This window comes from Streptomyces pactum (assembly GCF_016031615.1).
Taxonomy (GTDB): domain Bacteria; phylum Actinomycetota; class Actinomycetes; order Streptomycetales; family Streptomycetaceae; genus Streptomyces; species Streptomyces pactus.
Genome location: NZ_JACYXC010000001.1, coordinates 6,918,055 through 6,936,033 on the forward strand (window position 1 = coordinate 6,918,055; position 17,979 = coordinate 6,936,033).

The window sequence follows — 17,979 nt, forward strand, 5'->3', positions numbered from 1 at the left end:
TCCTCACAGCAGTTCGGCCAGATCCTCGACCACGATGTCGGCGCCGTGCCGCCGCAGCGCCTCGGCCTGACCGGTGCGGTCCACCCCCACCACGTACCCGAAGTCGCCCGCCCGCCCGGCGTCCATCCCGGCCAGCGCGTCCTCGAAGACCGCCGCCTGCGCCGGGGTCACGCCCAGTTCCCGGGCGGCCTCCAGGAAGGTGTCCGGGCGCGGTTTGCCCGGCAGCCCCCGCTCGGCGGCGACCACCCCGTCCACCCGGACCTCCAGGTCCTGCGCCAGTCCGGCCGAGGCGACCACGTCCCGGCAGTTGGCGCTGGAGGACACCACGGCGGTGCGCAGCCCGGCCGCCCGCACCGCCCGGAGGAACCGCACCGACCCGGGGTACGCCGCCACCCCGTCCTCGCGGATCTTCCGCAGCAGCAGCTCGTTCTTGCGGTTGCCCAGCCCCTGCACGGTGTCCCGGTCCGGCGGGTCGTCCGGCGACCCCTCCGGCAGCCGCACCCCGCGGGAGGCCAGGAAGGTACGCACCCCGTCGGCGCGCGGCCGCCCGTCCACGTACTCGTCGTAGTCGTGCACCGGGTCGAACGGGCGGAACCCGGGCCCGTCCCGGTGGCGCAGGAAGTCGTCGAAGGTCTCCCGCCAGGCGGCGGCGTGCACCACGGCGGTCCGGGTCAGGACCCCGTCCAGGTCGAACAGGCAGGCGGTGATGGCGGGCGGCAGCTTCGGTGCGGGCGTGGTCATGCGACGCTTGTCCCCCCGCCCCCCGCGATGCATTCCTGGTGCCCGCGGATCTCGTCCGGCCGGGCGCGTCCGCTCCGGACGGCCGGACGGGCGGGATCCGCGGGCGCGCCGCGGGGTTCCGCGGTGCCGGTGCGCGCCGGGACGTGCCGTGCCGGCGTGCCGCCGGGACGTGCGGTGCCGGTGCCCCGCCGGGACGTGCGGTGCCGGCGCGCCGGCCCGGGGGCCGGTGCGCGGACCGGCGAGGGCGTCCGCCCGGGCCGGGGATGCTCCCGGGTCCGCCCGGGCCGCCTGCCGGGGGTCCGGGTGCTGCCGGGCCGCTCGGCTCACGGGTGCCGGCGGACCGGCCCGGTGGCCGGGTGCGCGGACCGGCCGGAGCCGAGGACTGCGGTTGACCCCCGCCGGCCCCGGCCCCGCCGACCCCCGCGGCCCCGGCCGGTCGGCCTGGTCCCGTGGCGCGGGCGCTCCGCCCGGGGCCGCGGGGCCGCCGGTGCCGCACCGGCCGCGCGCCCCGTCGTCCCGGGGACCGCGGGTCAGCCGGGGGCGGGCGCCTCCCCGCCCGCCCAGCGGCGGTGGCAGTCCCAGGCCTCCAGGGAACGGCGGCTGACGAACCGGTGCTCCCGGCCGGTGACCGGGTCGGTGAACTTCACCGCCCGGGCCAGCAGTTGCAGCGGCCGGCCGAAGTCGTCCGGCGCCGGGTCGGTGACGACCGGGTAGACCGGGTCGCCCAGGATCGGCACGCCCAGCCCGCTCATGTGCAGCCGCAGCTGGTGGGTGCGTCCGGTGAGCGGCACCAGCCGGTAGCGGCCCAGCCCCTCCCGGTGCTCGGCCAGCTCGACCACCGTCTCGCTGTTCGGCTCGCCCGGCACCTCGCGCGCGGCGATCACCCCGCGCTCCTTGACGATCCGGCTGCGCACCCGGCACGGCAGCCGCAGCCCGGGCCGGTACGGCGCCACCGCCTCGTACTCCTTGCGGACCCGCCGCTGCTGGAACAGGCCCTGGTACGCACCGCGGTGCTCGGGGCGGATCACGAACATCACCACCCCGGCGGTCAGCCGGTCCAGCCGGTGCGCGGGACTGAGCGCGGGCAGCCCCAGCCGGTGGCGGAGCCGGACCAGGGCGGTCTCGGCCACGTGCCGGCCGCGCGGGGTGGTCGCCAGGAAGTGCGGCTTGTCCACCACCAGCAGGCACTCGTCGCGGTACAGCACCTCCAGCGGGAAGGGGACCGGGACCTCCGGTTCGAGCGGGCGGTGGAACCACACGTACGCGCCGGGGGCGAAGGGCGCGTCCACCGCCACCGGCCCGCACTGCCCCACGATCGCGCCCTCCCGCAGCATCGCGTCGATCCGCGCCGCGCCCAGCGCGGGCAGCCGGTCGGCCAGGTGGTCCCGCACCGTTGCCCAGGGGCCCTCCTCGGGCAGCCGCAGCCGGACCGGGTCGAGCCCGCCGCGCTGCGGCAGGGGCGCGGGCGGGGCCTTGGTTTTCCGTCTCATCTCGCCGTCCACCCTAAGCGGTGCCCCGCCGGCGGTGCGGGGTGCCCGCCGGGCCACCGGGCCCGGCTGCCGGGTGCGGCGTCCCGGCACCTCGGGCCGTGCCGGGCCGGCCGTACGACCCCGGCCCGCCGGCCCGGGCGGGGCCCGCCACCCGCCGCCCGGGAGGCGGATCGGGCCCGTCCGCCGCCGGAGGCGGAGCGGCCCGCTCCGAGGGCGGGCCCCGCGGCGCCCGGGACGGCCACGGTGGTCCGGTGCGGCCGGCCACGGCGGTCCGGTGCCGCTTCGTGCGCCCCGCCCGTCCCGCGCCCGTGGAGGCGCCGCGGACGCCGCGTGCCCGCGGGCGGACGACGGGGCGGACCGGCGCCGGCTACGGCGGGTCGGGTGGGCCGTGCGGTGCCGCCGGGCGAGCCGGACCGCCGGTTCCGCGTCCGCGGTGTAGAGGTGGTCGCGTCCCGGAAGGAGGAGGATGGCCGTTCAGCGCCGTAGCCTGTCGGACCCCACCGCCGTGGGCGCCGGCCCCGCCGGCTCCCGCCGTGCCGACTCGTGCGTCGGCGCCGCCGGCTCCCGCCGTGCCCGCCCGTGTGCCGGCCCCGCCGGCCCCCGCCGCGCCCGCCCGTGCGCCGGGACCACCGGTCCGGCACCCTCCGTCGCGTGCACCGGGGGCGGAATGCCGCCCGGCAGCGCCGGCCGGGGGACGTCGCCTGGGACCACCGGCCGGGGCACCCGGTACCGGACCGCCGGCCACGGGCCCCTCGTCGGGCGGCGGTCCGGGTGAGGCGGCCCGGCACCGGCCGTGGCCCGGGGCCCGCGGCGCCCGGGGCGGGGGGCGGGCCGACCGGGGGACGGGCCCGGGGTGATCGTGGTGGGCGGCGGCGCGGCCGGGCTGAGCCTGGCGCACCGGCTGGTCCTGACCGGCAGCCACCCCGTCACCCTGATCGAACCGCCGGACGGGCCGCCGCGGCCGCCGGAGCGCACCTGGTGCTTCTGGGACCGGGACACCGGCGACCTCCGGGAGGCGATCGGCGCCTCCTGGTCGCGGCTGCGGGTGCGCGGCCCCGACGGCGGCGAGGTCACCGTCGATCCGGCGCCGCTGCGCTACCACATGCTGCGCTCCGCCCGCTTCGAGCGCCTGGTGCACGCCCGGCTCGCCGGGTCCCGCACGGCGCGCGTGGTGCGCGCGACGGCGCACACGGTGCGCGACGTGGCGGGCGGCGCGGAGGTGCGCTGCGCGGCCCCGGACGGCCGGGAGCTGACGCTCTGCGCCCGCCTCGTGTTCGACTCCCGTCCGCTGCCCGCCCTGCCGCCGGCCAGGACGCTGCTCCTCCAGCACTTCCGCGGCTGGTTCGTGCGGACCGCCGGGGACCGGTTCGACCCCCGGGTGGCGGACCTGATGGACTTCCGGGTGCCCCAGCCGCGCCACGGTCTCGCCTTCGGCTACGTCCTGCCGCTGGCACCGGACCGGGCGCTGGTCGAGTACACCGAGTTCTCCCGCACCCCGCTGACCACCGCCGGGTACGAGGCGGCGCTGGGCCACTACGGCCGGGACGTCCTGCGGCTGGGCCCGTTCACCGTGGAGGCGGCCGAACAGGGCGTCATCCCCATGACCGACGCGCGCTTCCCGCGCCGGTCCGGTCCCGCGGTGTTCCGGATCGGCACCGCCGGCGGCGCCACCCGCCCGGCGACCGGCTACACCTTCGCCGCCGTACAGCGGCAGAGCCGGGCCATCGCCGCCGCGCTTCGTGACGGCCGCGCGACCGTCCCGGCCCCGCACCGGCGGCGCGCGCTGGCCATGGACGCGGTGCTGCTGCGGGCCCTGGACACCGGGCGGATCGACGGCCCCGCCTTCTTCACCGGGCTGTTCCGCCACACGCCCGCGGAACGGCTGCTGCGCTTCCTCGACGGCGCCACCACCCCCTGGGAGGAGTGGGGCATCGGGGCCCGCACCCCCGTCGTCCCGATGCTGCGCACCGCCCTCGAACTGCCCTTCCTGCCCCGCCGCGCCCGTCCCGCGGCCGGCACCGCACCCCGGCACCGGGAGAGACCGTCATGACCCTGCTGCGCGACCGCGACCTGGCCCGCGCCTTCGACCACGCCGCGCACACCTACGACCGGCTCACCGCCCTCAGCCCCGGCCACCGCACCGAACTGCTCCGCTCGGCGCGCCGGCTGCGGCTGCCCGCCGGCGGGGCCGGGCTGCACGTCCTGGACCTCGGCTGCGGCACCGGCGCCTCCACCCGGGCGCTGCTGCGGGCCGCGCCCCGGGCCCGGATCACCGGCATCGACGCCTCGCCCGGGATGCTGCGCCGGGCCCGGGCCGCACCGTGGCCGCCCCGGGTGCGCTTCCGGCAGCTGACCGCGGAGGAGGCCGTCACGGCCGGGGAAGGCCCCTTCGACGCGGTCTTCGCCGCCTTCCTGCTGCGCAACGTCACCGACCCGGACCGGATCCTGGCCGGGGTGCGCACCGTCCTGCGGCCCGGCGGGCGGCTGGCCGTGCACGACTACAGCCTCAGCGGCTCGGCCGTGCACCGCGCCCTGTGGACCGCCGTGTGCCGCGGCGCGATCATCCCGGCCGGCACGCTCACCGGCGACGGCGCCCTGTACCGCCACCTGTGGGCGGGCGTCCTCGCCTTCGACACCGCCCCGGCCCTCACCGACCGGCTGCGCCGCCACGGGTTCACCCAGGTGCGCGCCGCCCCGGCCGCCGGGTGGCAGACCGGCATCGTGCACACCTTCCTCGCCCGCAACGGCCCGGCCGGCGGAGCGGGGCGGGACCGGTGAGCCCCCGACGGCGCGGCGCGGCCCGGCCGGGCCGCGACCGCAGGGCCGAGCTGCTGCGGCCGTCACCCGGCCGGGACCGGCTCCCGCACCGGGACGCGCCGTCCGTCGCCGTGGTCGGCGGCGGGATCGCCGGGCTGGCCGCGGCCACCCTGCTGGCCGAACGCGGCGCCCGGGTGACCCTCTACGAGCGGCGGGACGGCCTCGGCGGCCGGCTGGCCGGCCACCGCACCCGCCTCGCCGACGGCTCCACGGTGACCATGAGCCGCGGCTTCCACGCCTTCTTCCGGCAGTACTACAACCTGCGCGGCCTGCTGCGGCGGACCGACCCCGGGCTGTCGCGACTGGTCCCGCTGCCCGACTACCCCCTGCGGCACAGCGGCGGCCTCACCGACAGCTTCGCCCGCGTCCCGCGCACCCCGCCGCTGAGCGCCCTCGGATTCGTCGCGCTGAGCCCCTCCTTCGGCTGGCGGGACCTCACCGCCCTGGACGCCCGGGCGGCGCTGCCGCTCCTCGACGTCCGGGTGCCGGACGTCTACGAGCGGTTCGACGGCATCGGCGCGACCGCGTTCCTGGAACGGGTGCGCTTCCCCGAGGCCGCGCACCACCTGGCGTTCGAGGTGTTCTCGCGCAGCTTCTTCGCCGACCCCCGCGAACTGTCCGCCGCCGAACTGCTGCTGATGTTCCACATCTACTTCCTCGGTTCCGCCGAGGGCCTGCTCTTCGACGTGCCCGACGACCCCTTCCCGCAGGCGCTGTGGGAGCCGCTCGGCGGCTACCTCCAGCACCTGGGGGCGCGCATCCGCACCGCCACCCCGGTGCACGCCCTCCACCCGGGCGACGGCGGGGGAGCGGTGGTGCGGACCAGCACCGCCGAGGACCACCACCACGCGGCCGTCCTCGCCCTGGACCCCGCCGGGCTGCGCCGGCTGGTCGCCGCCTCCCCCGGTCTGGGCACCCCCGGCTGGCGGGACGGCATCGCCGCCCTGCGCACCGCACCGCGGTTCGTCGTCTCCCGGCTCTGGCTGGACCGGCCGGTCCGCGCCGACCGCCCGGGATTCCTGGGCACCAGCGGGTACGACGGGCTGGACAACGTCAGCGTCCTGGAACGCTACGAGCGCGAGGCCGCCCGCTGGGCCGCCCGGACCGGGGGCTCGGTGGTCGAACTGCACGGCTACGCCGTCCCGGACGGCGCGCGGCCGGAGCACGTTCAGGACCGGCTGCTGGACCGGCTGCGCCGGGTCTACCCCGAGACCGGCGCGGCCCGGATCGTCGACGCCCGGCACGAGTGGCACGCCGACTGCCCGCTGTTCCCCCTCGGCGGCCACCGCCGGCGACCCACCGTGCGCACCCCGCACCCGTGGCTCACGCTGGCCGGTGACGCCATCCGCTGCGATCTGCCGGTGGCGCTCATGGAGCGCGCCGCCACCACCGGCTTCCTCGCCGCCGGCGCCCTGCTCGCCGGGTGGGGAGTCCGCGGCCAGGAGCTGTGGACCGTCCCCCGCGCGGGCCGCTGGCGGGGGCTGCGGGCCCTCGCCGCCCGCGCCGCCCGCCGGGAGCCGCCGGGGCCCGCGGGGTGACCTCACCCCGGGAAGCGCCCGGTGCTCCGCAGTTCCCACCGCCGTTCGGCGTACGCCAGGTCGTCGCGCCACAGCCGGCCGGCCGCCGCACGCATCAGCGGGCGCAGCACCGGGGCGGCGGCCCGGGCCGCGGCGAAGCCCCGCCGGCCCGAGACCGCCAGCACCGCCTCCACCACCGCGGTCCGCGGCGGCCCGGCGGTCCCGCCGGTCAGCGGCGTGGCGTGGGTCTCCACCACCGAGCCGGCCCCCTCGCCGCCGGTGATCCGCATCACCACCGTACGCGGCCCCGGGGTGGTGAACTCCGCCCGCACCGGCACCACCAGACGGCCGGTCACCCGGAAGGAGACATCGACCACGAAGGCGTCACCGGCCCCCGGCCGCGGCGTCCGCACCACGGTCAGGTCGGCGAACGAGTACGGGTGGAACCACGCGCCGTGCCAGGGGTCGAGCCGGTTGGCCACCACGTCCGCCGGCTCGCACCGGGCCACCGCCGCGAACACCGCCGCCACCGCGCGGTCCCGGGCCGGCCGCGCCGGCACCGCGGGACGCGCCGAGGGCTCCTCACCGCCGACCGCGTCCAGCCGCACCCACACCAGCACCCCGTCGTCGTGCACCGGGTAGGGCTCCCACCCGGCGAACGGGCCGCCGTCCAGGGCGAGCCCGTGCCAGCGGCACACCAGCGTGCCGCAGACCACCCGGCCCGCCCGCAGCGGCGCGCCCAGATGCGGACAGGCCCCCGGGCCGGCGTGCGGCTCGCCCGCCGCCGAGCGCCACAGCACCAGCTCCACCCCGCCGACCGTCCGGCCCAGCGGGGGACCGCCGGCCCGCACCTCCCGGGAGGCCGCGACGACGAACCAGTTGCCGCCCGGGCGCGCCGCGGCGCGCTCCAGGGCGCCGGAGATCAGCTCCGGGCGCGCCTGCCGCCAGGTGGGCGGCTGCGCCGCCCAGCCGGTGCCGCGGCGCAGCCGCAGCGGCGGCGTCCAGCGGCCTCGGCCGGCCCCGCCGGTCACCGCCGTGCCCCCGGCCCCGGGACCGTCCTGCCCTCCGCCCCGTCCGCCGGTGCCGTGCCACGGCCGCGCCACCGCGCCCGGACGAGCTGTCCGGCCCCGACCGCCGCGGTGGCCGCGCGGCGGCCCCGGGAGACCACGGCGCGGTGGTGCAGCACGGCGTAACCGCCGCGCGCGATGGCGTCCAGGATGCCGCCGTACAGGGCGAACGCCGTCCGGATGCAGGGGCGTACCCGGGGGTCGAGCATGCCCAGGCCCGGTTCGGCGGTCCGGTACACCTGCCGGGTCAGCGCCTCGGTGGCGGCGAACGCGGCGCGGATGCGCGGGTCGCGCCGCCCGGTGCGGCGGCTCCACTCCAGCAGCGGCCGGTCCACGCCGTGCGCGGCGAGCAGGTCCGCCGGCAGGTAGACCCGGCCCCGGTCCAGGTCCTCGCCCACGTCGCGCAGGAAGTTGGTGAGCTGGAACGCCATCCCCAGCGCCGCCGCGTGCGGGGCCGCCTCCTCGCGGGGCACGACCGTGCCGAGCACCGGCAGCAGCTGCAGCCCGATCACCGCGGCCGAGCCGTGCATGTAGGCCCGCAGCTCGGCATAGGTCGGGTAGTCGGTGACGGTCAGGTCCGCGCGCATCGACGCGAGGAAGTCCGCGAAGAGCGCGGGGTCGATGCCGTACCGGGCGGCGGTGTCGGCCACCGCCCGGACCACCGGGTCCTCACCCCCGCCGGTCCGCAGCCCGTACGCCAGGTCGCGCTCCAGCCGGGCGAGCAGACGGTCCCGCTCCCCGGGGGTCCGGTGCCGGTCGAGGCCGTCCACGATGTCGTCCGCGCGGCGGGCGAAGCCGTACAGCGCGTGCACGGCGCAGCGGCGCTCCCGGGGCAGCAGCCGGGTGGCCAGGAAGTAGCTGCGGCCGTGGCGGGCGTTGAGCCGCCGCGCCCGGGTGTAGGCGTCGCGCAGCGCGGGATCGCCGATCCCGGCCGCGTCCAGCTCACGACGGGACATCGGCACCCGCCACCGGTGCGGGACCGGAGCCCGCGGCCGCCGGGGCCGGGCCCGCGCTCGCGGCGGACCGGGGGGACACCGTGCCCGCCTCGGCGGTGCCGGTGCCCGCGGATGCCGCGGCGGCCCCGGGCCGGGCGGTGCGGGTGGCGCGGCGCGGCGGGCCGCCGGTGATCCGGGCGGCCGCCAGTTTGCCGCTGATCAGTACGGTCGGCACCCCGACCCCGGGCGTGGTGCCGCAGCCGGCCAGCACGACGTTCTCCACCCCGCGCACCAGGTTGCGGGGCCGGAACGGCCCGGTCTGGGCGAAGGTGTGGGACAGCGAGAAGGGGCTGCCCGCCGCATGGCCGCGCGCCGTCCAGTCCCACGGGGTGAGCAGGAGCTCTGCCTCCACACCGGACCCGAAGCCGTGCAGGCCGCGCCGCTCCAGCTCGGCGACGAGGGCGTCGCGGTAGCGCGGTCCCAGCTCCCGCCAGGCGGCGGCCGACGGCCCGACCACGGTGTTCGGGCAGGGGGCGAGGACCTGGTGGAGGTGGCGGCCGGGCGGCGCCAGGGCCGGATCGTGGGCCGTCGGCCGGGTGATCAGCAGGGACGGGTCGCTCATCAGCTCTCCGGTGCGGGTCAGTTCGTCGAAGGTGCGCTCCCACGCCGTGCCGAAGGAGAGCGTGTGGTGGGCCAGCCCCGGCCAGGTGCGGTCGGTGCCGGCGTGCAGCACCACCGCGGACGGGGAGTGGCGGGGACGCACCGGGCGCCGGGGGGCGCGCCCCAGCAGCCGGTGGGCGGTGGACAGTTCGCAGGAGAGCACCACCGCGTCGCACACGATCCGCTCGCCCGACGCCAGGCGCACCGCGCGCACCCGGCCGGCCGACCGCTCCAGCGCGCTCACCTCCGCCGACCACCGCAGGCCGGCGCCGGCACCGGCGGCCGCCGCGGCCATGGCGCGGGGCAGCGCGTACACCCCTCCCCGGGGGAACCAGACGCCGGCCACGGTGTCCATGTAGGCGATCACCGCGTAGGCGGCCAGGGCCCGGGCCGGGGCGACCCCGGCGTACAGGGACTGGAAGGAGAACACCCGGCGCAGCCGGGCGTCGGACAGGAAGCGCCCGACGCGGTGGTCCAGGCGTCCGAAGCCGCCCAGCGCCGCCAGCCGCGCCAGGTCCGGGTGGAGGAGCTGGAAGGGGGAGTCGAAGTTGGTGTCGATGAAGCGCCGCATCTGCGCCCGGTACAGCCGCACCAGCCACTCCCGCAGCGCGCGGTACCCTGCGGCCTCCGCCGGCCCGGCGAACCTGCGCACCTCCGCCTCCATCGCCTCGGCGTCGGTGTGCACCTCCAGCGCGGAGCCGTCCGCGAAGCACGCCCGGTAGGCCGGGTGCAGCGGTACCAGCTCGACCCGCCGGGCCAGGCTGTCGCCGACCGCGGCGAACGCCTCGTCGGCCAGGTGGGGCATGGTCAGCACGGTCGGGCCGGTGTCCACCCGGTACCCGCCGAGCCGCACCCGGCCGGCCCGGCCCCCCGGACCGGCGTCCCGCTCCACGACCGTGACCCGCCGGCCCGCGCCCAGCAGGTGGAGGGCGCAGGCGAGGCCGGACAGCCCGGCGCCGACCACCACCACATGGCCGGTCGGCCCCGGTACCGTCCTCACCCGTCCCCCTCACCGGACCGGCCGGCGGCCCGGGCCCGGGCGCCCCGGAGCCGTCCGGCGCCACCGCGGACGGCGCCGGGCGGCGCGGCCGGTCCCCCGCGGGGCGCCGGCCGCCCCGGCGGGGCCGGTCTGCCGGGTGCGTCCGGTCTCCCGGGCGGGGCCGGCCTGCCGCGCGGGGTGCGGAACGGGCCGGCCGCGGCCGGACGCCGGGGGCGTACGCGCGAACACTGGATGAGCACCTGCGGACCTCTCTCGCTGCCGGGGCACCGGCACACCGGGTGACGCCGTCACCCGGTGTGTGGCTCATCCCTGCCCCGTGGCGAGGGTTCCGCGGGACCGCTCACCCCACCGGCCCAACGGGCGGGCACGACGGCGGGGCACCACCGCGTCCGGGCGGACGAGGCGCGGCACGGTGCCACCGGCGGGGCGGGGCCACGCGGTCACCGGCGGGGCGGGGCCCCGCGGTCACCGGCGGCGGCACCCGCCGTACCCGCCGCGCCGGCGGCACCCGCCGGTCCGCCGTACCCGCCGCACCGGCGCTACCCGCCGCACCGGCGCTACCCGCCGCACCGGCGCTACCCGCCGCACCGGCGCTACCCGCCGTACCCGCCGCGCCGGGCGGCGCGTGGCCGCGGGCGCCGTCAGCGCTGCCGCGAGCCGTTGCCGTCCGGCCGGGCCGAGTGATCGGGGTGGCCGACGGTGCGCCGGGCCTCCTTCATCTCGGCCTCGTACAGATGGTCGCGTCCGTCCACGAGGTCGGCCAGCGCCAGCCGTTCGAGGTCCTTGAACGGCTCGTAGTAGGTGCGGTTGTACGCCTCGACGATCTGGAACGTCCAGTGCCCGGGGATGACGTTGCGGCCCAGGATCTCCTGCTGCACGCGATCGGCCCAGGCGTCGTGGCCGCCCTCACGCAGCAGCCGCACCGCCCGGTCGAGTTCCAGGTCCGCCGAGCCGGTCAACTGGTGGAAGGCGTACAGATGGCCACGGGCCCGCTCGGTCGTCTCCAGGGCCTTGGACAGGGAGCCGAGGGCCTCCACCGTCGTGTCGCTGACGCCTTCCGGGCGGCGGTGGTCGTGGTCGGGACCGTCCTGGTGTTGGTTCATGTCCTGTCAGGTATCCCGGGTCCTGTCTCCTTATCCCGGTTCGCCCTCGATGACGGCGTCGCCTCCTCCGTGCGGCGGTGTCCGCCGGCGGGGACGGCCGCGCGCCGCACGGCCGGCCGGGCGGGCCGGCCGGGGCGGGGAGGCGGCGCCGCGGGGTCAGCCGGCCGGGGCGGGCGGCCCGCCGGGTTCCCGCGCGGCCCGGCCGCCGGCCCCCAGCAGGCCGGTGGGCCGCAGCTCGCCCTCCTCGATCAGCCGGGGCAGGTCGCGCGAGGAGACCCGGGTGACCACGGCCGGCAGCGCGGCCCGGACCGCCTGCACGCCGCGCAGCCAGCCGGGCACGTACAGGGCGGGCCGGCGCCGCTCGATCTGGTGCACCAGCCGGGTGGCGACCACGTCGGCGGGGAGCACCCGCCGGGCGGGCCAGGGCATGTGGCCACGGAGTTCCCGCAGGACGGCGTGGTGGTCCCCGTCCCGGATCATGTCGGTGTCGGTCCAGTTGAGATAGCCGATGCCCACGCCGACGCCGCGGTGGGCGAACTCGGCGCGCAGCGCGTGCGCCAGGGACTCCACGCCGGCCTTGGAGGCGCAGTACGCGCTCATCAGCGGCGAGGTCGCGAAGCAGGCCAGGGAGCCGATCTGGAGGAGGAAGCCCCGCGTCTCCAGCAGGGAGGGCAGGAAGACCCGGGCGGTGACGGCGCTGCCGATCAGGTTGACCTCCACGGTGCGGCGCCAGGTCGCGGGATCGGATTCGAGGAACGGGCCGCCCTCGGCGACCCCGGCGTTGGCGACCACCACCGACGGGGGACCCATCAGGGCGGCGATCTCCCCGGCCACCCGGGCCATGGTGGCCTCGTCCGTGACGTCCGCCTCCCAGTACCGGGCCCGCCCGCCCAGCCGTTCGGCCACCGCGGCCAGCGTCGACTCCTCCCGGCCCACCAGCGCCACCCGGGCGCCGCGCCGCACCAGCTCCCACGCGGTGGCGGCTCCCACGCCCCGCGCGGCCCCGGTGACGACCACCGGCCGTCCTCGCAGCGGACTCATCTTCGTCACGGACGCTCCCACTCCACGCTCACGGCCGGCCGGGCGGCCCCTGCCGGCGGCGGCCCCGTGACCACCATGGGCACACCGGCCGCCGGCCGGCACCGCGGTGCCCGCCGTTCGGCCGATACCGCCGGGCGTCCGTCCGGGCCGCCGGCCGGGTGTGTCGCGGGCGCCCGTCCGGGCCCTGCGCACGCCCCGGGCGGGCGCCGGCTCCGGCCCGTCGGCCACGGCGTTTCCCGGTCCCGGCGCAGGGCAGACGGGTGAAGCCGTCGGAGCCTGGGAGGTAGGGGTGGAGGCAACACGAAGAGCGAGGTCGGCCGGGCGCACGGCCGCCCGGAGCGAGGCGGTCGGGGTGGCCGGCCGCTGGGGACTGGCCGCACGGGGCGTGATCTACGTCCTGGTGGGCCTGCTGGCGGTGCGGATCGCGTTCGTCAGCGGTGACGAACAGGCCGACCGGAGCGGGGCGGTGGCGCAGATCGCGCAGCGGCCCTTCGGCGGCGTCATGCTGTGGCTGCTGGGGCTGGGCCTGGCCGGCATGGCGGTGTGGCGGCTGGCCCAGGCGACGTGGCGGGAGCCGGGGAAGAAGAACACCGGGCGCCTCGCGGCGGCGGCGCGCGGCCTCTTCTACAGCCTCGTCGCCTACTCGGTGCTCGCCGTCGCGGCCCGGCGCGACCACGGCGGCGGTGGCGGGTCGGGCGGCGATTCCAGCGACCACCAGTCCAAGGACCTCGCCGCCCGGGTGCTGGAGCTGCCGCTGGGCCCGTGGCTGGTGGGCGCCGGCGGCTGCGGGCTGGTCGCGGCGGGCGTGTGGATCGCGGCCCGCGCGCTGCTGGGCAAGGACCGCGAGAAGCTGCGGACCGGGGAGATGTCCCGGCGGGTCCGCAGGACGGTGCTGGTCCTGGGGGCCGTCGGCGGTGTCAGCCGCGGGGCGGTGTTCGCCACCGCGGGAGCGTTCGCCATCCGTGCCGCCATGACCTACGACGCGGACCGGGCCCGGGGACTGGACGACACGCTGCGCGCGTTCCGCGACACCCCGGCCGGGCCGTGGCTGCTGGCGATCGTCGGGGTTGGACTGGTCACCTTCGGCCTCTACTCGTTCGCCATGGCCCGCTGGCGCCGCAGCTGACCCCGGCGCCCGGCCGGCCCGTCCCGGCGCCCCGGTCCCGCCCGGCCACGGGAGCCGTCCGGTCCCGCCCCCGACACCGCCCGGCCCGCCGGCCGTGCCGGCGGGCCGGGGCCGGTCAAGACCGGTCAGGTCCGATCGTGGCCGGCCGGACCGGCCAGCCGCCCGCGGCGGCCGTGTCCCGGGCGAACTCCGCGAAGGTCCGCGGCGCCCGTCCCAGGGCGCGCCACACGCCGTCGGAGACATACGCGTCCCGCCCCTCCCGGAGCGGTTCGATCACGTCGGCGAAGGCCCGGGCGTCCGCGGCCGCCACCCCCTGCCGGACGAGTTCCGCGACGTAGTCCTCGACCGGCAGCGGCACATAGCGGACGGACCGGCCGGTCGCCTCCGAGATGGTCGCGACCGCCTCCGCCGGCGTCAGCGCCGCGGGCCCGGACAGCTCGTAGACCCGGCCCGCGTGCCCGTCCTCGGTCAGCGCGGCCACCACCACCGCGGCGATGTCCTCGGCATCGATATAGCTGGCGGCCCCGTCGCCGGCGGGCAGCCGCAGCTCCCCCGAGCGGACGGCGTCGGCGAAGAACCCCTCGCTGAAGTTCTGCGCGAACCAGCCCGGCCGGCTGATCGTCCACTCCACCCCGCTCCCGCGCACGGCGGCCTCGGCGTCGCGGAGCGCCTCCAGGACCCCGGCGTCGTCCCTGACGTACCCGGGATCGTCGATCCCGCGCCCGGAGGCCAGCACGATCCGCCGCACCCCGTGCCGCACCGCCCGCTCGACGAACGGGCGGACCAGCCTCGTGCCGTCCAACTGTACGAGGTAGACGGCGCCCACACCCTCCAGCGCGGCGTCCCAGGTTCCGCGGTCGGTCCAGTCGAAGACGTGCTCGCCGCCGCGGGCGGCCGCGCGGACCGGCAGACCGGCGGCCCGCAGCCGGCGGACGACCCGGCGGCCGGACTTCCCGGTCGCCCCGGTGACAAGAATCGGTTGTTCAGCCATGTCCCCAGCCAACCGTGCGTCACGGAGACGTTCCATGGCCTGAACGCCACAGATGATGTCCGTGCGTCTACGCTGACCGGATGGACGCGGTGTCGGAGCTGCTGGCGGGGGTACGGGCGCGCGGTGCGGTCTTCCGGCGGACGGTGATGCGGCCGCCCTGGGCCCTGCGGATGGCCGGCGGCGCGCCGCTGACCGTGGCCACCATGGTCGGCGGCCGGGCCTGGATCGTCCCCGACGGGCGGGAACCGGTGGCCATCGGCGCCGGTGACATCGCCGTGGTCCGCGGCGAGGCGCCCTACACGGTGGCCGACGACCCCGCGACCCCGCCGTCGCTGACGGTGACCGCCGCCGACTACTGCCCGGGTGCCGGGGGCGTCGAGCCCGCCGCCGGGCCCGCCCGTACCTGCGGTGAGCCGGCCGAGGGGGCCGCGGTGCTGATCAGCGGGGCGTTCGAGAGCCGGGGAGAGCTGAGCGAGCGACTGCTGAAGGCGCTGCCCCCGGTGCTGGTCGTACCTGCCGAGGGCGGCCCCGGCCCCGCCGTGGCGATGGCCGCCGAGGAGGTCGCCCGGGACCGGCCCGGCCAGCAGATGGTGCTGGACCGGCTGCTGGACCTGATGCTGGTCTCGGCGCTGCGCGGCTGGTTCGACGACCCGGCCGCCGACGCCCCCGCCTGGTACCGCGCCCTGGACGACCCGGTGGTGGGCCCGGCGCTGCGGCTGCTGCACGACGCACCGGCCCGCCCGTGGACGGTGGCGGACCTCGCAGCCGGGGCGGGGGTGTCCCGGGCGGCCCTCGCCCGGCGGTTCACCGCGCTGGTCGGCGAACCGCCGATGGCCTACCTCGCGGGCTGGCGGGTGGCACTCGCCGCGGACCTGCTGCGGGAGACCGGCCACACGGTGGACGCGGTCGCCAGGAAGGTCGGCTACTCCAACGCCTTCGCGCTGAGTGTGGCGTTCAAGCGGATCCGCGGCACCCGCCCCAGTGACCACCGCGGCCCGGCGCCGGCCCGGCGGTCCGAGTGACCACCGTGGCCCGGCGTCGGCCCGGCGGTCCGGAAAGGGCGGGCCCGCGCCTGCCGGCGGCCCGGATGAGGTGGGCCGCGACGGCCTGCCGCACCGGCCGGCGGTCCCGCGGGCCCGGCCCGGTGGCCGGACGCCCGCGCACCCCGTCCTACGGTGAGCGCATGTCCGGACGAGATGACGTGACCGAACGGGTCGGTGCCGCGTGGCAGCGACTGACCGGATGGCTGCGGGAACACGCCCCCACCTCCTACGCCTCCCTGCTGCCGCCGGCGACGGAGGGGGAGATCGCCGCCGCCGAGGCCTGCCTGGTGCGGTCCCTGGGGTACGGGCCGCCCGCCGAGCTGGTGGCGCTGTGGCGGCTGTGCGGCGGGGTGGAGCACCAGTACATCGAGGAGAACGAGGAGGAGGGCGAGGTCGGTTCCGGCGCGTTCCTCCCCGACGGCGTCATCCTCGCCCCGCTGCGGGCGCTGCGTCCCCGGATCCCCGAGACCGGCCGCCGTGACCACTGGGAGGGCGCCCGGGTGGTGCCGTGGGCCACCGGGGACGAGGCCGGGCCCGAGTACGGGCTGTACGTGTCCGAGGCCGGCGTCGGCACGTGGACGACGATGGCCGGACCGGCGGTGTCCGAGCCGCACCACCCGTCGCTCGCCGCCTACCTGGAGGCCGTGCACCGCACCCTGACCGTGGGGCCGGCGGACCTGATGGGTAGGGACGTCCCCGGGCTCGTCTGGGGCTGCCTGGTCTGGGACGACCCGCGGGACCCGCTCCTGGACGACGCGCGGGAGCACTGGACGCCCCTCCACTGAACGGGGCCGGTCCGCGAGGGTGCCCGGACCGCGGCGCCCGCACGGCGCCGGTGACCAGGGAAGTCCGTCCGGACCGCTCCGATAACATGACCGGACCCCTGGCGGGCGCGACCGCCGCCCGTCCTTCACCGGAAAACCGCATTGTTCCGGCACGAAGAGTGACTTACCTCGTTAACGTCTAACAAATCGGCCAAACAATTGATACCTATAGCATCGCGGGCGTTTTCCCGAACAAGCCGCAGAGACCAGCATGTTCCAGGGCGTCAGCCGCGGGGGGTCCTCTGGATCGCGGCGGGCGTGGTGACCCTGGCCTTCCTCATCGCGCTGGAGATCGCCGCGCGTCGCTACGGTCACCCCGGGCCGATCACCACTCAGGCCCGAGAGGCGATATTCCCGCCCAAATCGGGCTTTCTGCTCTATGCCGGTATGGCGTTGACGATGGTGGTGCTCACCTGGCGGCAGCGGTTCATCGCCGCCGGTGCCGCGATCGGCATCGACCTCGTCTTCGTGCTGGTGCGGTGGGTGGCCGGTGCCGACATGTCCGACGGCCATCCCTTCGGCAACGGCGCGCTGTGGGCGATGGCCGGCTGCGCGGTCGTCGCGGTCACCCGCCGCACCGGACGGGAGCGGATGCTGCTGCTGAAGGGTGTCGGGCTGGGCCTGCTGCTGGTGGCCGGCCGCAAGACCGGTGACACCTGGCTGCTGATCACCTCCAAGACCCGCCCGGACGTGCTCGACCCCTACCTGGCCACCGCCGACCACGCCCTGGGCAACCCGTCCTGGGTGGCCGGCCGGATCGTCGAGGCCACCCACCCGGTCAGCACCCATGTGCTCGACTACGTCTACGTCCAGCTCGCGGTGGCCGCGGTCGTCGTCGCGCTCTACCAGCTGCGGTACGTGGCGGCCGAGCGCCGCTTCCCGCGCCATCACCTGGTCCGCTCCTTCCTGGTCATCGGACTGGTCGGGCCGGCCGTCTACATGATCTTCCCGGTGGTCGGGCCGATCTTCGCCTACGGCACCGGCGCCTTCGGCACCGGCGGCGAGCACTGGGCGATCGCCAACGTCTGGCCGGACACGCTGCCGGTGATCGGCACCCCCGGCCCGGTGCGGTACGACGACGCCACCCCCCGCAACTGCATGCCCAGCCTGCACACCGCGTGGGCGGTGGCGATCTTCGTCCACACCCGGACCGGTCCCCGCCTGCTGCGGTACGCCGGGGTGTTCTGGCTGATCGCCACGCTGGGCGCGACGCTGGGCTTCGGCTACCACTACGGCGTGGACCTGATCGCCGGTGTGGTCTTCGCGCTCACCGTCGAGGCGGCCCTGCGCGCGTACGACCGCGGCTGGGACCGGTCGGGCATCCAGCTGGTCGCGCACGGCACGGTGGTCTTCGCCGCGCTGCTGGTCTCGTACCGCTTCCTGCCGGTGGAGATGGCCGACCACCCGTGGCTGGCCGGACCGCTGATGCTGCTGGCGATGGGCTCGGTGATCCACGCCTACCTCCGCACCACCCGGGCCTGGCAGCCGGAGGCCATCCCCGCACCGCGGCCGGAACCCCGGCCCGAACCGGTGTGAGCCTCCCGGGCCGCGTGCCGGCCCGCGCCGCACCGGTACCTGACACAGGGGCGTCCGCGCCCCGGGCACCCACCGCCCGGGGCGCGGG

The 17,979-nt window shown here is 77.9% G+C and carries 15 protein-coding genes; 7 read left to right on the forward strand and 8 right to left on the reverse strand.

Features of this window, described 5'->3' with window-relative positions:
• Nucleotides 1-3: 3 nt before the first annotated feature.
• Together IHE55_RS27385 and IHE55_RS27390 are read right to left on the reverse strand one after the other, a co-directional pair.
• The gene (locus tag IHE55_RS27385) at nucleotides 4-741 is read right to left on the reverse strand and encodes an HAD family hydrolase (protein ID WP_197991480.1); all 738 of its coding nucleotides are present in this window, start codon (nucleotides 739-741) and stop codon (nucleotides 4-6) included.
• Nucleotides 742-1,271: 530 nt separating this feature from the next.
• Nucleotides 1,272-2,231: an RluA family pseudouridine synthase gene (locus tag IHE55_RS27390; protein WP_197991481.1), complete on the reverse strand. Its 960-nt coding sequence runs from the start codon at nucleotides 2,229-2,231 to the stop codon at nucleotides 1,272-1,274.
• Between the two features lie 853 nt (nucleotides 2,232-3,084).
• Here IHE55_RS27390 and IHE55_RS27395 point away from each other — a divergent pair.
• The 3 genes from IHE55_RS27395 to IHE55_RS27405 are packed head-to-tail and all read left to right on the forward strand — an operon-like array spanning nucleotide 3,085 to nucleotide 6,586.
• Entirely contained in the window at nucleotides 3,085-4,281 is a 1,197-nt protein-coding gene (locus tag IHE55_RS27395) for a lycopene cyclase family protein (RefSeq protein WP_197991482.1), read from the forward strand.
• Nucleotides 4,278-5,009: a methyltransferase domain-containing protein gene (locus tag IHE55_RS27400; protein WP_197991483.1), complete on the forward strand. Its 732-nt coding sequence runs from the start codon at nucleotides 4,278-4,280 to the stop codon at nucleotides 5,007-5,009. The genes IHE55_RS27395 and IHE55_RS27400 overlap by 4 nt, the downstream gene beginning before the upstream one ends.
• The gene (locus IHE55_RS27405) at nucleotides 5,006-6,586 is read left to right on the forward strand and encodes an FAD-dependent oxidoreductase (protein WP_197991484.1); all 1,581 of its coding nucleotides are present in this window, start codon (nucleotides 5,006-5,008) and stop codon (nucleotides 6,584-6,586) included. The genes IHE55_RS27400 and IHE55_RS27405 overlap by 4 nt, the downstream gene beginning before the upstream one ends.
• A gap of 2 nt (nucleotides 6,587-6,588) precedes the next feature.
• Here IHE55_RS27405 and IHE55_RS27410 read toward each other — a convergent pair whose 3' ends face one another.
• From IHE55_RS27410 to IHE55_RS27430, 5 genes are all read right to left on the reverse strand, one after another.
• Nucleotides 6,589-7,596: a DUF5914 domain-containing protein gene (locus tag IHE55_RS27410; protein ID WP_197991485.1), complete on the reverse strand. Its 1,008-nt coding sequence runs from the start codon at nucleotides 7,594-7,596 to the stop codon at nucleotides 6,589-6,591.
• A complete protein-coding gene (locus IHE55_RS27415) occupies nucleotides 7,593-8,588 on the reverse strand; it encodes a phytoene/squalene synthase family protein (protein WP_197991486.1) in 996 nt (331 codons plus the stop codon). The genes IHE55_RS27410 and IHE55_RS27415 overlap by 4 nt, the downstream gene beginning before the upstream one ends.
• On the reverse strand, nucleotides 8,575-10,227 hold the full coding sequence (crtI, locus tag IHE55_RS27420; protein WP_197991487.1) for a phytoene desaturase family protein: 1,653 nt from the start codon (nucleotides 10,225-10,227) through the stop codon (nucleotides 8,575-8,577). The genes IHE55_RS27415 and crtI overlap by 14 nt, the downstream gene beginning before the upstream one ends.
• Before the next feature lie 641 nt (nucleotides 10,228-10,868).
• Nucleotides 10,869-11,330 carry a hypothetical protein gene (locus IHE55_RS27425; RefSeq protein WP_197991488.1) on the reverse strand — a complete coding sequence of 154 codons (462 nt, stop codon included), beginning with the start codon at nucleotides 11,328-11,330 and terminating at the stop codon, nucleotides 10,869-10,871.
• Nucleotides 11,331-11,486: 156 nt separating this feature from the next.
• Nucleotides 11,487-12,371 carry an SDR family oxidoreductase gene (locus IHE55_RS27430; protein WP_197992286.1) on the reverse strand — a complete coding sequence of 295 codons (885 nt, stop codon included), beginning with the start codon at nucleotides 12,369-12,371 and terminating at the stop codon, nucleotides 11,487-11,489.
• A gap of 289 nt (nucleotides 12,372-12,660) precedes the next feature.
• Here IHE55_RS27430 and IHE55_RS27435 point away from each other — a divergent pair, with 289 nt between their 5' ends.
• On the forward strand, nucleotides 12,661-13,497 hold the full coding sequence (locus tag IHE55_RS27435) for a DUF1206 domain-containing protein (protein ID WP_372442736.1): 837 nt from the start codon (nucleotides 12,661-12,663) through the stop codon (nucleotides 13,495-13,497).
• A gap of 115 nt (nucleotides 13,498-13,612) precedes the next feature.
• Here IHE55_RS27435 and IHE55_RS27440 read toward each other — a convergent pair whose 3' ends face one another.
• On the reverse strand, nucleotides 13,613-14,488 hold the full coding sequence (locus IHE55_RS27440) for an NAD(P)H-binding protein (RefSeq protein WP_197991489.1): 876 nt from the start codon (nucleotides 14,486-14,488) through the stop codon (nucleotides 13,613-13,615).
• An 80-nt stretch (nucleotides 14,489-14,568) separates the two neighbouring features.
• Here IHE55_RS27440 and IHE55_RS27445 point away from each other — a divergent pair, with 80 nt between their 5' ends.
• The 3 genes from IHE55_RS27445 to IHE55_RS27455 all read left to right on the forward strand — a co-directional run bounded on the left by IHE55_RS27445 (nucleotide 14,569) and on the right by IHE55_RS27455 (nucleotide 17,891).
• Nucleotides 14,569-15,510, forward strand: a complete 942-nt coding sequence (locus tag IHE55_RS27445) for an AraC family transcriptional regulator (RefSeq protein WP_197991490.1) — start codon at nucleotides 14,569-14,571, stop codon at nucleotides 15,508-15,510.
• Nucleotides 15,511-15,671: 161 nt separating this feature from the next.
• Nucleotides 15,672-16,316, forward strand: coding sequence for an SMI1/KNR4 family protein (locus tag IHE55_RS27450; protein ID WP_197991491.1), 645 nt, complete (start codon nucleotides 15,672-15,674; stop codon nucleotides 16,314-16,316).
• A gap of 297 nt (nucleotides 16,317-16,613) precedes the next feature.
• Entirely contained in the window at nucleotides 16,614-17,891 is a 1,278-nt protein-coding gene (locus IHE55_RS27455; RefSeq protein WP_197991492.1) for a phosphatase PAP2 family protein, read from the forward strand.
• The last annotated feature ends 88 nt before the right edge of the window (nucleotides 17,892-17,979 follow it).

Coding starts and splice junctions, on each gene's coding strand:
- IHE55_RS27385 (WP_197991480.1), bottom strand. CDS start 741: ATGACCACGCCCGCACCGAAGCTGCCGCCCGCCATCACCGCCTGCCTG.
- IHE55_RS27390 (WP_197991481.1), bottom strand. CDS start 2,231: ATGAGACGGAAAACCAAGGCCCCGCCCGCGCCCCTGCCGCAGCGCGGC.
- IHE55_RS27400 (WP_197991483.1), top strand. CDS start 4,278: ATGACCCTGCTGCGCGACCGCGACCTGGCCCGCGCCTTCGACCACGCC.
- IHE55_RS27415 (WP_197991486.1), bottom strand. CDS start 8,588: ATGTCCCGTCGTGAGCTGGACGCGGCCGGGATCGGCGATCCCGCGCTG.
- IHE55_RS27425 (WP_197991488.1), bottom strand. CDS start 11,330: ATGAACCAACACCAGGACGGTCCCGACCACGACCACCGCCGCCCGGAA.
- IHE55_RS27430 (WP_197992286.1), bottom strand. CDS start 12,371: ATGAGTCCGCTGCGAGGACGGCCGGTGGTCGTCACCGGGGCCGCGCGG.
- IHE55_RS27440 (WP_197991489.1), bottom strand. CDS start 14,488: ATGGCTGAACAACCGATTCTTGTCACCGGGGCGACCGGGAAGTCCGGC.
- IHE55_RS27445 (WP_197991490.1), top strand. CDS start 14,569: ATGGACGCGGTGTCGGAGCTGCTGGCGGGGGTACGGGCGCGCGGTGCG.
- IHE55_RS27450 (WP_197991491.1), top strand. CDS start 15,672: ATGTCCGGACGAGATGACGTGACCGAACGGGTCGGTGCCGCGTGGCAG.